Raw genomic sequence first — 12,231 nt, 5'->3', positions numbered from 1 at the left:
CCTGTCTCGGGCCCTGTCTCGGGCTGCCTCTCAGGCGGGCTCGGTGGTGTAGACGACCGCGCCGCCGAAGTGGGGCGAGGACTGGCAGGCAACGCCGACCGTCGCCCGTTCGCGCTGGCGCGGCCCGGCCCGGCCGGACAACTGCAGGTAGCACTCGAGCATCTGGGGGACGCCGTGCATCCGGCCGTTCCCGATGGCGCCGCCACCGGAGAGCACCGGCAGCCCGTCGGGGCGGTCGCTGTCGATGCGCCCGTCCTGGACGAAGCGGTGCGCCTCCCCCACCGGGCACAGCCCCAGGGCTTCGAGCCAGAAGTAGACGAACGGCGAGAAACCGTCGTAGAGCTGCGGCAGGTCGACCTCGCCCGGCCCGATCCCGGCCGCCTCCCAGAGCCGCCCGGCCAGCCCGGTGCCGGCGGCCATGATGTCGTCGAGCGGCCAGTGCAGCGGCAGCCGGCGGCGCGGCGGCGCGGCGGTGGCGATCCCGGCGATGTGAACCGGCCGGTGCGGCAGGTCCCGGGCCCGCTCGGCGGAGGTCAGGACGAACGCCGCCACCCCGTCGACCGGCAGGTCGCAGTCGAAGCGGCGGATCGGGTCACTGATCATCGGCGCGGCGAGGTACTCCTCCGCGCCCAGCGGCTTGTCGCGCCAGTAGGACCACGGGATCCGCGCGCCGTTCTTGCGCGCCTCCGTCACAACGGCCGCCATCGCCTCCTGGCTGGCGCCGTAGCGCTGGAGGTATTCGTTGTAGGGCAGCGCGATCATCGGCAACGGGCCGAAGAAGCCCTGCGGTGCCGTCCACTGCGCGGAGCCGGCCGCCTCCCGCAGGGGATTGCCGTGGTAGCGACCCGGCGGGTTGTGCAGCGCCCGGTGCAGAAGCACGTAGTCGGCGGCGCCGCTGGAAAGGGCGCCCACCGCCAGCCCCAGCGCCCCGGGAAGCTGCCCGATCCCCGAGAATCCCGACGTGTAGGCGGGGGTGACGCCGAGATGCTCGGCGAGCCACTGCGCCGTCACGGTGCTGACCCCGTCCTCGACGGCGTGCGCACCGGCGGTCGGGAACAGCGGCGCCGTCACGAATCCGTCGACGTCGTCGGGCTTGAGTCCCGCGTCGGCGATGGCCTCGCGCGCGGTGTCGACGGCGAGGGCGCCGAGCGGCCGGGGCGCGTGCCGCCACACGTCGCTGTGCGCGTAGCCGACGATCGCGACCTGGCCGCGCGCCGCGAACCGGCGGCTCATGACGCCTCCCCAGGCCGCCCGGACGCGTCCGCGAGCTGGAAGGCCGGTACGGCCACCCCCGCAGCGACGTCCTCGAACGCCGCCGTGACCTGGGCGCCGAGCCGCAGCCCGGGGGCCGCGGGGCCGTCCAGCAGCCGGCCGATCATGCGCAGTTCAGGCTGTTCGGCGAGCTCGACGTCGACGAGGACGAACGGCACGTCGGCGGAGAACCCGGGCAGGAACGCCTGGCGGACGACGGTCCAGGACCGCACCAGGCCCCGCCCGCTGACCGGCTCGAAGCCGTAGCCGGGGTCGGTGCTGCCGCAGGACGGGCAGACCTGGCCGGGTGGGATCGCGTGGGCACGGCAACGTCCGCAGCGAGCCACGGTGAGCACTCCCCCGGCCGCCGCCTCCCAGTAGCCGGACGACACCGCGTCCGGAACCGGTAACGGCCGGGTCGGCTGACCTTCGGTCGTCCGCGGCTGGGCCGTCACGGGATCACCCCGGCGTCCTTGAGCTCGACGATCTGTTCCCAGGTGTAGCCGAGGTCGAGCAGCACCGTCTCCGTGTGCTCGCCGTGCTCCGGGGCCCGGCGCAGTGCCGGCGGCGCCCCGTCGAGCTGTACGGGCACGTTCGGCAGCGAATACCTGGGCCCGCCCTCGACGACGACCTCCCCGAGGTAGTCGTTGGCGAGCACCTGCGGGTCGGTGAGCAGCTCCTCCACGGCCTGCACGGGAGCCCACGGCGCGTCGATCCGTCCGAGCAGCTCCTTCCACTCGTCGAACGAGCGCTTCGCGAACTCGGCCTCCAGCTCGGCGACGCAGGCCTCGCGGTTCTCGGCCCTGGCCCGCAGGTCCGCGAAGCGCGGGTCGGCGGCGAGGTCGTCGCGCCCGACGAGGCGGCAGAAGTCGGCCCAGTATCGGTCGGCCTCCAGGAAGACCAGCTGGATGTGCCGCCCGTCGCTGGTCCGGTACGCCCCGACGAGCGGGTTGACGTACCCCGCCCGCCCGCTGGCGGCCCGCGGCCGCCCGCCGGCGAGGGCCGCCAGCACGTCTGAGGACAGCGTCCACATCGCGGTGGCCAGCAGCGAGACGTCGACGACCGACCCTTCACCGGTCCGTTCCCGGCCCAGCAGCGCGGTGGCGATCCCGAAGGCCAGGGCCATCGCGCCGTTGCGGTCGCCCATCGCGCCGCGCTGGCCGATCGGCGCATCGCGGTCCGGTGGCGTCAGCACATGCGCCATGCCGCCCTGCGCCCAGAAGGCCGACGAGTCGTACCCCGGCCGGTCGGCCCCCGGGCCGCGGGCACCGAAACCGTGCCCTCGGGCGTAGACGAGGCGGGGAAAGCGCCGGGTGAGCTCCTCGGCGCCGAGGCCCAGACGCTCCAGGGCGCCGGGCCGGAAGCTGGTCAGGAAGACGTCTGCCGACTCGAGTAGCTGGTCGAGCGACGCCCGACCGGCCTCGGTGCGCAGGTTGAGGGCGACGGAGCGCTTGCCCCTGTTGGCCAGGGCGACCGAGAGGTTCACGCCGCCGCCATCGGTGCCGATGCCCTGGGTGGCCAGCGCACGGTAGGGGTCGCCCTCGGGCCGCTCGACCCGGATCACATCGGCGCCCCAGTCCGCCAGCAGCGCACCGGCGACGGGCACGAACACCCACTGGGCGAGCTCGACGACACGTAAGCCGTCGAAGGCCCCCTTCGCCACGCGGCACCTCCTCCTCTGCGTCGGTTCAGTCGGTTCAGTCGGTCGGTCGGTCGTTCGTTCGGTCGGTCGTTCGTTCGGTCGTTCGTTCGGTCGTTCGTTCGGTCGTTCGGTCGGTCGTTCGGTCGTTCGGTCTACCGGTCGGCGTGCCGGTCGGTCTGTTCGGCCGGGCCGGGTTCGTGATCGAGACGACGCGTCCCCGCGGGTGACGCGGAAGTCCCGCGCGGGCAGAGCGGCCCGGCCCCTGCGCACGATCAGGAGCTTGCGATCAAGGGCTGGGGCGCGACCAGACGGGCGAGGCGCCGTCGTCAGCTGAACGACCCGAATGTAGGCCGACGACATGCCTCTTGGGAAGACCCCATCTCGTTTTGGGTAGAACGTTGACTTCTCTCGGAGGTGTTGCGATCCTCCTCACAGTCATCCGGCGGCCGGCATCGCAGGTCGCGGACCTCGGGACTCGCGAACCCGGGCCGCGAACCGCACGGCCCGGCGCCGTGGCCGATCACACCCAGCCGATCGGAACAGCCGATCGGAACCAGCCGATCGCACCTCACCGATCGCACCTCACCGATCGATCGCACCCACCGATCGATCGACCTCCCGATCGATCGACCTCCCGATCCCCGAAACAACCGGCCGCCGGTCCTGATCGTCGACCGCTGACAAGCGAAACGAGGTAATCCGCCCATGCGGCAGAACGGCTTCCGCCGAGGGACAACACGTCGGCGAGTGGTGGCACCGCGGCCGGCCGCGGTCCGGTTAGGCGCTGTGGCGGGCGGGTTGGCCGCCTGCCTGCTGCTGGTCGCGGCCTGTGGCAGCGACAGCTCCGACACAGCCGGTGGCGCCAGCGGCACCGGCGATGCCACGAACGCGACCGAGGTACTGGGACCGGTGGCGAAGGCCGCCGGCGAGCCGGTGCGGATCGGGCTCGTCTCCGACGGGAAGGCGGCGACCGTCGACCAGTCGGTCGAGATCGAGGCCGGCAAGGCGACCGTGGCCTACCTCAACGAGCACCGCTCCGGCATCGCGGGGCGGCCGATCGAGCTGGTCACCTGCGCGTCCCAGGCCGATCCCGGCATAACCGCCGACTGCGCGAACCGCATGATCGAGCAGGACGTCGCCGCGGTGGTCATCGGCGGCGTCGCCGCCCAGGAGAGCGCCTGGACGCCGCTGCACGACGCCGGCATACCCGTGATCCTCTACTCCACCAGCGCCACCGCGCTGCTGGCCGACGCCAAGAGCACGTTCTCGTTCGCCGACGCGACCTTCGGCACCATCGGGCTCCCGCTCAAGGTGGCGCAGAAGGAGGGTGTCAAGAAGGTCACCGCCGTCGTGATCGACGTCCCGGCGGCGAAGGGAGCGCTCGAGGCCAGCGCGCCCGCGATCTACAAGAAGGCGGGCATCGAGTTCGAGCTGGTCGCCGTCCCGATCGGCACCGCCGACATGACGCCGCAGATGCAGCAGATCGCGAAGGACGACGGTGAGGTGTTCATCCTCGGCAACGACTCGTTCTGCATCAGCGCTCTCAACGGGCTGAACGCGGTCGGGTTCACCGGCCCGATCAGTGCCATCGCCCAGTGCGTCACCGACTCGACCCGGACCGCCATCTCCGGTGACCAACTCAAGGGCATCAGCATCTCCGCCATCGCCCCGGTCGGTACGGACAACCCGTCGACCCGCCTGTACAACGCGATCGCCGCCACCTACGGCAAGAACATCGACACCAGCAAGATCGCCGGCATCAACATCTTCACGGCGGTCGCGGGCCTGCAGACGGCGCTGGAGGACCTCACCGGTGAGGTCACCCCTGCGACGATCATCAACGCGCTGAAGACGATGCCGGAGAAGGAGCTGCCCGGCTCGGGCGGGCAGAAGTTCCAGTGCGGCGGCAAGGCGGCCTCCACAGCGCCCGCCTCCTGCGTACAGGGCGGCCTGATCAGCACGCTTGACGACAAGGGATACCCGACGAGCTACGAGGTCGCCGGGGCCTGACCGGCGCCGGGCCTGCCGGGGCCCGGCGCGCCGCCGGACCGCCGCCTCCACCGGTCCGGCGGCCGTCGGGCCCCGGCTGCGCCCCCACCCGCCTCCGCCCCAGCACCCGTTTCAGAGCCTGCCTGACCAGGGCGGGCGCGCTGTGCCCGACAAGAGGGCGCTGTGCCTGACAAGAGGGGAAAGCCGTGTCTTCCGAATCCGCATCCGTGGTCGCCTTACCCGACGAGCTCCACGAGGTGCTCTCCCCTGGATGGCTCAACAAAGCGCTGGCGATCCGCTACCCGGGGATCGAGATCGTCGAGGTCACCCCCGGCCCGGTGGTCAGCCGGGTCTCGACCAACGCCCGGTTCCGCATCGACTGCACCGGCGGAGTCCCGAAGGGCCTGTCGCCCCACCTGTGTGCCAAGGGCTACTTCAGCGAGATCGGCCGGCCGGCGAGCCCCGCCGGGGTGCCCGAGACCAGCTTCTACCGGGATCTCGCCGACCGCGCCGGAATCCGCACCCTGCGAAGTGTCTTCGCGGACGTCGACACGCGCACCGACGCGAACATCGTCATCACCGAGGATGTGGTGGCCGAGGGCGGCGTCTTCCTCGACGGGCTGAGCGACTACACGCCGGACCAGGCCGCCGACAGCCTCGACCAGCTGGCCACCCTGCACGCGGCGACCTGGGCCGATCCCTCCCTCGCGGACGTCGGATGGCTGCGGAGCCGGCTGGACAGCTATCTCCGGGGACGCGGCCTGCCCGAGATCTCCGCCAACTTCGCCTGCTGGATCGGCGCCGGAGTACCCGACGAGACGCGCGACGCCGAACGCCTGGTGGCGGCCTACCGCAGGTTGGCCGCCGAAACCGCCGCCGCGTCACCGTGGGCCGTGATCCACGGTGATCCGCACATCGGGAACCTCTTCCTCGACGGCGCGGGACGCCCGTCCTTCCTGGACTGGCAGCTGGTCCAGCGCGGCCCCTGGTACATCGACGTCGGCTATCACATCGCGTCCGCGCTGACCGTCGCGGACCGCCGCCGCAGCGAACGCGACCTCCTCTCGCACTACCTTGACCGGCTGCGGGCAGGCGGGGTGCAGGCGCCGGAGTGGGACGAGGCATGGCGCGCCATCGGCCGCGGGATCCTGCACGGCTTCTACCTCTGGGGCATCACGGTGAAGGTCGACCCGCCCATCACCGCGGCGCTCCTGGAGCGGCTCGGCACGGCGGCCGCCGACCACGACGTCTTCGCCGCGGTCGGCGCCTGACCGGCGGTTGGTCGTCGTGCCGCTGCCCGACGCCGGAGCGTTCGCGCCGGCCGACCGCTCCACCGTCCGCCTCGGCCTGGTCACCACTGCGCCTTGGAGCACCGCGGCAACAGCGGGCGAACGCGGACTGATGCGGCGTCTACCGATGCGGAATCATGCGCCCTCGCGGTGCTGCGGCCGCCGCTTGGCCCGGCGGGGCGCGACCGCAGGCGCGGAGGCCGCTCTGGCGGCGGGCTCGTTGTTCGCGGTGAGCCGGTACGCGGCACGCTCGAGTGTCGGGAGGATGGCGGTGATGTCGATCTCGCCGACGGCGAACCGGGCGACGACGGCGTAGGCGACGTTGGTCAGCAGGAGGCCGATGTCGCTGACGTAGCCGGGCTCGCCGGCCGCGAGCACGGCACGGCCCGCGGGCTCGATGATGGTCATGGTCTGCTGTTCGAGCCGATCGCCGGGCGGCGTGGCACGGGCCTTGTGGTAGGCCTCGAGCAGGCGCGGGCTGCGCTCCCATGGTTCGAAGACGTGCCGGAACACCCTCATCAGGCCGTCGTAGAGGCTCTCGCCGGGTGGCGGGGCGGGCACCGGCGCGCAGCTGTTCCGCGCCATCCACCGTTCGACGGCGGCGACGATCAGTTCGTCACGGGTGCCGAAAAGCTTGTAGATCGTGGCGAGCGAGACGCGGGCCTCACGAGCCACCAGACGTAGCTGGACCGCGTCGTAGCCCTCGGACTCCAGCAGCGCGACGACGACATCGATGATCGCGTCGGCCGACCGTGACTCCGCCACCGCGCCGGCCCCCTCGATGTGTTCCCAGCGTCCGTCTCCCCGCCAGCACGCCCCCTGCGCCCAGCCGCCGCATCAGCCGCGACGATCTCGGTTGACGCCCTCAGAGTAACACGGTTACTCTAGTAACCTCGTTACTCGGGTGGTTAATCCAGGTTTCGATGGTTCCGTCAGGCACCAACTCGACCGGCGCCATCGTGCGGAGGAGACGGCATCAAATGGCTACATACGTCCTCGTACACGGCGGCGGCCACGGTGGCTGGTGCTATCAGCCGGTGGCACGGCTGCTGCGGGCGGCCGGGCACGAGGTGTACACGCCGACGCTGACCGGCTTAGGTGAGCGGGCGCACCTCGTCGGCCCCCACATCGACCTCGACCTGCACATCCAGGACGTTGTCGCGCTGCTGCACCACGAGAACCTGCGTGACGTGATCCTGGTCGGGCACAGCTACGGCGGCATGGTCATCACCGGCGTCGCCGACCGTGCCGCGGACCGGATCGGGCGCCTCGTCTACCTCGACGCGGCGAACCCGGTCAACGGCCAGTCGCTGCTCGACGTCGCCGGGCCGATCATCGCCGCCACCCGCCCGATGGGGAAGGTCGTGGACGGTGTCGAGCTCGTGCTCATCCCGTTCCCCGAAGCCGGCACCTTCTACGGGGTGACCGACCCGGACGACATCGCCTGGATGGCCGACCGGCTGACCCCGCACCCCTGGCGGTGCTTCGAGCAGCCGCTGACCCTCACCAACGAGGACGCCCTGTGGGCGATCCCGCAGTACCACATCGTCTGCACCTCCACCCTGGCGACCAGGGACCCGGAGCTGACATCGAAGGCCCGCGCCGCCGGCCGGCTCTGGGACATCGACACCGGGCACGACCTCATGATCACTGAGCCACAGGCGGTCACCGACGCTCTCGTCGACGTGGCCAGCTCCTGATCCGTCGCCAGGCGCGCCGCCGAAGCCTCCGGCGAAGGTGGCGTGGTCGGCATGGCCAGCACCGGTCAGATCGGCGGGCGGCAGGCCGCCGGGGACCCTAGGCTGCCGCCGTGGGCGCGCTACGCGAACGGGCCGAGAGGACCCCGGCCTCGCGCGAGCGCTACATCGACCTGCTACGCGCGACAGCGATCGTTCTCGTCGTCCTCGGCCATTGGCTCATCAGCGTGCTCGAGTACGACGAACGCGGCGAGTTGACCGGGCACTCGGCGCTGGAGTCGCAGCCGTGGGCATATCCGATCACCTGGCTGGTTCAGGTGATGCCGTTGTTCTTCATCGTCGGCGGATACGCCAACGCCGCCTCCCTGACCTCGCACCGTCGCCGAGGCGGCGACGCCGCCACCTGGCTGCAGAACCGGGCCGGGCGTCTGGTCCCACCCACCACCACTCTTTTAGTCGTACTCGCCGGCAGCGCGCTCATCGCCCGCCTGTCCGGGGCGGACCCCGATCTGACCCGGATGGCCGTCTGGGTCGCGTCGATCCCGCTGTGGTTCCTGTCCGCCTACCTCGTCGTGGTGCTGCTGGCGCCGGTCATGTTCCGGCTACATCAGCACCACGGCTGGCGCGTGCCGGCGGTGCTGGTCGTCCTGGTCGGGCTGGGCGACCTGGCCCGGCTGTGCGGCGCGGACGCCTGGGGTGACGGCAACTTCGTCTTCGGCTGGCTGGCGATTCACCAGATCGGTTTCGCCTGGCAGGGCGGCCAGCTGTCGTTCCGGCCGCAGCTGTGGCTGCCCCTGCTGGTCGGCGGGCTGGCCGTGGTGTTCCTCCTGACCGTGCCCGGGCCCTACTCGATCAGCATGATCGACGTCTCCGGGCAGCGGATGCACAACGCGTCCCCGCCGACGCTGGCGCTGCTCGCGGACACCGCGTTCCAGCTGGGCCTGGTGCTGATGCTGCGCGACCCGGCCGAGCGCTGGCTGCGTCGCGCCCGGCCCTGGCAGGCGGTGGTGGCGGTGAACACGGTGGTGCTCACCGTGTTCCTGTGGCACATGAGCGCTGTGCTGCTGGTCGTCGGTCTCCTGAACGCACTGGACGCCCTGCCGACGCCGCCGGCGGCGACCGCGGCATGGTGGCTCTGGCGGCTGCCGTGGCTGGTCATGCTGACCGTGGCTCTGACCATCCTGGTCACGATATTCGGCCGGATCGAGGTACACGGCCCGCGCCTCGCGCCCGCCCCGTGCCCACCACGGCTGGAACGCGTCGTCAGTACGGTCAGTACGCCGATTCCGCGCCTTGGGCTGACCCTGGCCGCCTTCGCCGCGGTCATCGCCGGGCTGCTCAGCAACAACCTGACCCCCCGGACGGGGAACTACATCGTCGGCATGCCTGCCAGCGGCCTTCTCACCTACCTGATCGGCGCCACCGCACTGCGCCTGTCACGAGGATGCCGTCCGGGCTGAGCGCCGGCAGCGGTGCCGTGGTTCGGGGCCAGCGGTCCCCGGTAGCGGGGACCTCCGCTGACCGTGGGTTGCCGGGTGTCCGGCGGTCCCGTCCGGACCAGGACCATCCGCCCATAGGTGGCAGGAGGTAGCTCACTCGGAGGGACGTTCGGCTGGCGACATGCTGATGGTCATCCCGATCGAGGAGGACACGATGCCTGCCACCACCGGTACGAAGGCCACCGCGGCGGTCCGCTCGCCCCTGGGTGACCTCAACCACCGCCCCCACCCAGGACGCCACAGCGTCGCCGCCGACGTCCTGCTCGCGGTCACCCGGGTCAGCCTCGGCTGGGTCTTCCTGTGGGCCTTCGTCGACAAGCTGTTCGGCCTGGGCCACGAGACCACCTCAGCCCAGGCCTGGGTCAACGGCGGCAGCCCCACCGAGGGTTTCCTGGCCCACGCGGCCACCGGGCCTTTCGCCGGGATCTACCACGACATCGCGGGCGCCGCCTGGGCCGACTGGCTGTTCATGATCGGCCTGGCCGGTATCGGAGCCGCCCTCGTCCTCGGTGTCGGCATGCGCGCCGCCGCCGTCACGGGTGCCACTCTGCTCGTCCTCATGTGGGCCGCGGTTCTTCCCCCGGAGAACAACCCCTTCATGGACGACCACCTCGTCTACGCCCTGCTCCTCGGTGTTCTCGCCGTCTTCGGCGCCGGTCGTTCCTTTGGTCTCGGGGGCTGGTGGGAGCGCACCGCAGTCACCCGCGGCCGGCCCTACCTGATCTGAACTCCCCCGTCTCGTGGCGGGACGGACCCGAGCTTTCCTGAAAAGCGGCCGCCGGATGGACCCGATACAAATCCATTCGGCGGCGCCGGGCGAACTGATTCCTCCTGGAAAGGCGGCGGCGATGCGTGCCGGAGAACTGATGACGCGCAAGCTCAGTATCGTGACACCCGACGTGCCGGTGAAGGACGTCGCGCGGCTTCTCGCCCTGCGGGGAATCGGCGCCGTGCCGGTGGTCTCCGCTCAGGGTGAGCTGGTCGGCATCGTGACGGAGGCGGACTTCATCGCCCTCGAGGCCCGACCCGACTCGAGGCTGCACGCCCGCCGTGATCGCAATCCGCGGCCGGCCGCACCAGGCACTGTCGGCGAGTTGATGTCGTCGCCGGTCGTCACGGCCAGAGTCGACACCGACATCGCGGACATCGTCGGCGTCATGCTGGCCCAGCACATCTCGCGCGTACCGATCCTGGACGAAGCCGGAATGCTGGTCGGCATCATCAGCCGCAGTGACCTGCTCCGGCTGCTCGCCCGCCCCGACCAGACGGTCGCCCAGGACGTCCGCGCAGCGGTGGAAGCGGCCGGGGTCCACGGTTCGCCCCACATCGAGGTGCTACACGGGAGGGTTCGGATCTCGAACCTCGGCGTCTTCGACGCCGATGCCTCGGATCTCGCCGTGCTGAGACGGCTCGTTTGCGACGTCCCCGGGGTGCTGGGCCTGGAGATCGCCCAGCCGATCGGTGCGGCCGGGGCGAGCGGCAGGGAGGCCGGCCGGTGAGCGAGCGCCGTTGGATCGCGTGGTTCAAGGAGATCGGCGCGGACGACGTCGACCAGGTCGGGGGCAAAGGCGCGAACCTCGGAGAGCTGACCCGCGCCGGGTTGCCCGTGCCACCTGGTTTCGTCGTCACGGCGTCCGCGTACGTCGACGTCGTCGAGACGGCCAGGATGCGCTCGGAGATCGCCACTCGTGCCGCGCGGATCGACCCGGACGACTCCGCGCAGCTCGCGCAGGTCGCCGGGGAGTTGCGGGCACGCATCGCGGCGGCGCCCGTCCCGGAGCCGCTGCGCCAGGCGATCTCGCGGGCCTACCGGGAGCTGGGCGGCGGCCCGGTGGCGGTGCGGTCGTCGGCGACGGCCGAGGACGCGGCCGACGCCTCCTTCGCGGGCATGAACAGCACGTTCACCAACGTCTCCGGTGAGGCGGAACTCCTCGCCCGGGTTCGCGACTGCTGGGCGTCGCTGTACGGGCCGCGGGTCGTCGCCTACCGGGCCAGCCGCCGCCTGGTGGCTGAACCCGAGATCGCGGTCGTGGTCCAGCGGATGATCGACGCGGAGCGGTCAGGCGTGATGTTCTCGGCCGACCCGCTGACCGGTGACAGGTCCCGGATCGTGATCGAAGCCGCCTTCGGGCTCGGTGAGGTCGTCGTCGGCGGCAAGGTCATCCCCGACACATACATCGTGGACAAGGACGGCCTACGGCTCGTCGACGCCCGGACCGGCGCGCAGAGCCATCAGATAGTCCGTGGCACCGACGGACACGACCTCGCCGTCGGCATGGCGACGCAGGATGGTCGGCAGGCCCTCTCCGCTGACGAGATTCTGGGCCTTGCCCGGCTCGCTCTGCAGGTCGAGGACCATTTCGGCCGGCCGCAGGACATTGAGTGGGCGATCGAGGGCCGCCACATCCACCTCGTGCAGGCCCGCCCCGTCACCACCGGCGCGGCCGCGGCACCCGGCGGCCCGGACCCGGGTGTGCTGCCGCGCTCCGGCATGGCGTCTGTTGGCATGGCGCCGGCCGGCACGGTCCTGCTGACCGGCCGGGGTGGCGCGCCGGGCCGGGCCGGCGGAAAGGTCCGCGTCCTCGCCTCGCCCGGCGAGGCGGCCGGGTTCGCCACCGGCGAGGTCCTGGTCGCCGCGATGACCTCGCCGGACTGGGTACCCGTCATCCGCCGTGCCGCCGCTGTGGTCACCGACAGCGGCGGCATCACCTGCCACGCCGCGATCGTCGCCCGCGAACTCGGCGTCCCCTGCGTCGTGGGGACGAGCACGGCGACGTCCACCCTGCACACGGGCGACCACGTCATCGTCGACGGCGCCCTCGGCGTGGTCGAGAGCGCGGGCGTGGGCGTGGGCGTGGGCGTGG

At 71.6% G+C, this 12,231-nt stretch carries 11 protein-coding genes; 7 read left to right on the top strand and 4 right to left on the bottom strand.

Going from position 1 to position 12,231, the window contains the following annotated elements:
• Positions 1 to 30: 30 nt before the first annotated feature.
• From FREUN1FDRAFT_RS22235 to FREUN1FDRAFT_RS22225, 3 genes are read right to left on the bottom strand one after another with little or no spacing between them, the layout of a single operon-like run.
• Complete coding sequence (locus tag FREUN1FDRAFT_RS22235; protein WP_006542447.1) at positions 31 to 1,233, bottom strand: thiolase family protein; 1,203 nt, start codon at positions 1,231 to 1,233, stop codon at positions 31 to 33.
• The gene (locus FREUN1FDRAFT_RS22230) at positions 1,230 to 1,706 is read right to left on the bottom strand and encodes a Zn-ribbon domain-containing OB-fold protein (protein ID WP_006542446.1); all 477 of its coding nucleotides are present in this window, start codon (positions 1,704 to 1,706) and stop codon (positions 1,230 to 1,232) included. Before FREUN1FDRAFT_RS22230 ends, FREUN1FDRAFT_RS22235 begins: the two co-directional genes overlap by 4 nt.
• A complete protein-coding gene (locus FREUN1FDRAFT_RS22225; RefSeq protein WP_006542445.1) occupies positions 1,703 to 2,914 on the bottom strand; it encodes a CaiB/BaiF CoA-transferase family protein in 1,212 nt (403 codons plus the stop codon). Before FREUN1FDRAFT_RS22225 ends, FREUN1FDRAFT_RS22230 begins: the two co-directional genes overlap by 4 nt.
• Positions 2,915 to 3,598: 684 nt before the next feature.
• Between FREUN1FDRAFT_RS22225 and FREUN1FDRAFT_RS22215 the strand changes: the two genes are divergently transcribed.
• Positions 3,599 to 4,903 carry an ABC transporter substrate-binding protein gene (locus FREUN1FDRAFT_RS22215; protein ID WP_006542444.1) on the top strand — a complete coding sequence of 435 codons (1,305 nt, stop codon included), beginning with the start codon at positions 3,599 to 3,601 and terminating at the stop codon, positions 4,901 to 4,903.
• A gap of 185 nt (positions 4,904 to 5,088) precedes the next feature.
• The gene (locus tag FREUN1FDRAFT_RS22210; protein ID WP_006542443.1) at positions 5,089 to 6,153 is read left to right on the top strand and encodes an aminoglycoside phosphotransferase family protein; all 1,065 of its coding nucleotides are present in this window, start codon (positions 5,089 to 5,091) and stop codon (positions 6,151 to 6,153) included.
• Positions 6,154 to 6,306: 153 nt separating this feature from the next.
• On the opposite strand, the gene FREUN1FDRAFT_RS22205 is transcribed toward FREUN1FDRAFT_RS22210, so the two are convergent.
• Positions 6,307 to 6,936 (bottom strand): TetR/AcrR family transcriptional regulator, encoded by a 630-nt coding sequence (locus FREUN1FDRAFT_RS22205; protein WP_006542442.1) that lies wholly within the window; start codon positions 6,934 to 6,936, stop codon positions 6,307 to 6,309.
• 215 nt (positions 6,937 to 7,151) lie between these two features.
• Here FREUN1FDRAFT_RS22205 and FREUN1FDRAFT_RS22200 point away from each other — a divergent pair, with 215 nt between their 5' ends.
• From FREUN1FDRAFT_RS22200 to FREUN1FDRAFT_RS22180, 5 genes are all read left to right on the top strand, one after another.
• Positions 7,152 to 7,871, top strand: a complete 720-nt coding sequence (locus tag FREUN1FDRAFT_RS22200) for an alpha/beta fold hydrolase (protein WP_006542441.1) — start codon at positions 7,152 to 7,154, stop codon at positions 7,869 to 7,871.
• Between the two features lie 110 nt (positions 7,872 to 7,981).
• Positions 7,982 to 9,328 carry an acyltransferase gene (locus FREUN1FDRAFT_RS22195; RefSeq protein ID WP_006542440.1) on the top strand — a complete coding sequence of 449 codons (1,347 nt, stop codon included), beginning with the start codon at positions 7,982 to 7,984 and terminating at the stop codon, positions 9,326 to 9,328.
• A gap of 160 nt (positions 9,329 to 9,488) precedes the next feature.
• The gene (locus tag FREUN1FDRAFT_RS22190) at positions 9,489 to 10,094 is read left to right on the top strand and encodes a DoxX family protein (RefSeq protein ID WP_006542439.1); all 606 of its coding nucleotides are present in this window, start codon (positions 9,489 to 9,491) and stop codon (positions 10,092 to 10,094) included.
• A 139-nt stretch (positions 10,095 to 10,233) separates the two neighbouring features.
• Positions 10,234 to 10,866, top strand: coding sequence for a CBS domain-containing protein (locus tag FREUN1FDRAFT_RS22185; protein ID WP_232295336.1), 633 nt, complete (start codon positions 10,234 to 10,236; stop codon positions 10,864 to 10,866).
• The coding region (locus tag FREUN1FDRAFT_RS22180; RefSeq protein WP_006542437.1) for a PEP/pyruvate-binding domain-containing protein at positions 10,863 to 12,231 on the top strand (1,369 nt) is incomplete at its 3' end. The genes FREUN1FDRAFT_RS22185 and FREUN1FDRAFT_RS22180, both read left to right, overlap by 4 nt.

Origin of the sequence: Parafrankia sp. EUN1f (assembly GCF_000177675.1) — a bacterium.
GTDB lineage: Bacteria > Actinomycetota > Actinomycetes > Frankiales > Frankiaceae > Parafrankia.
Note: the sequence above shows the minus strand (reverse complement) of the source record. Positions and strands in the feature narration are given on the sequence as shown.

Coding starts and splice junctions, on each gene's coding strand:
- FREUN1FDRAFT_RS22190 (WP_006542439.1), top strand. CDS start 9,489: ATGCTGATGGTCATCCCGATCGAGGAGGACACGATGCCTGCCACCACC.
- FREUN1FDRAFT_RS22185 (WP_232295336.1), top strand. CDS start 10,234: ATGACGCGCAAGCTCAGTATCGTGACACCCGACGTGCCGGTGAAGGAC.
- FREUN1FDRAFT_RS22235 (WP_006542447.1), bottom strand. CDS start 1,233: ATGAGCCGCCGGTTCGCGGCGCGCGGCCAGGTCGCGATCGTCGGCTAC.
- FREUN1FDRAFT_RS22215 (WP_006542444.1), top strand. CDS start 3,599: ATGCGGCAGAACGGCTTCCGCCGAGGGACAACACGTCGGCGAGTGGTG.
- FREUN1FDRAFT_RS22200 (WP_006542441.1), top strand. CDS start 7,152: ATGGCTACATACGTCCTCGTACACGGCGGCGGCCACGGTGGCTGGTGC.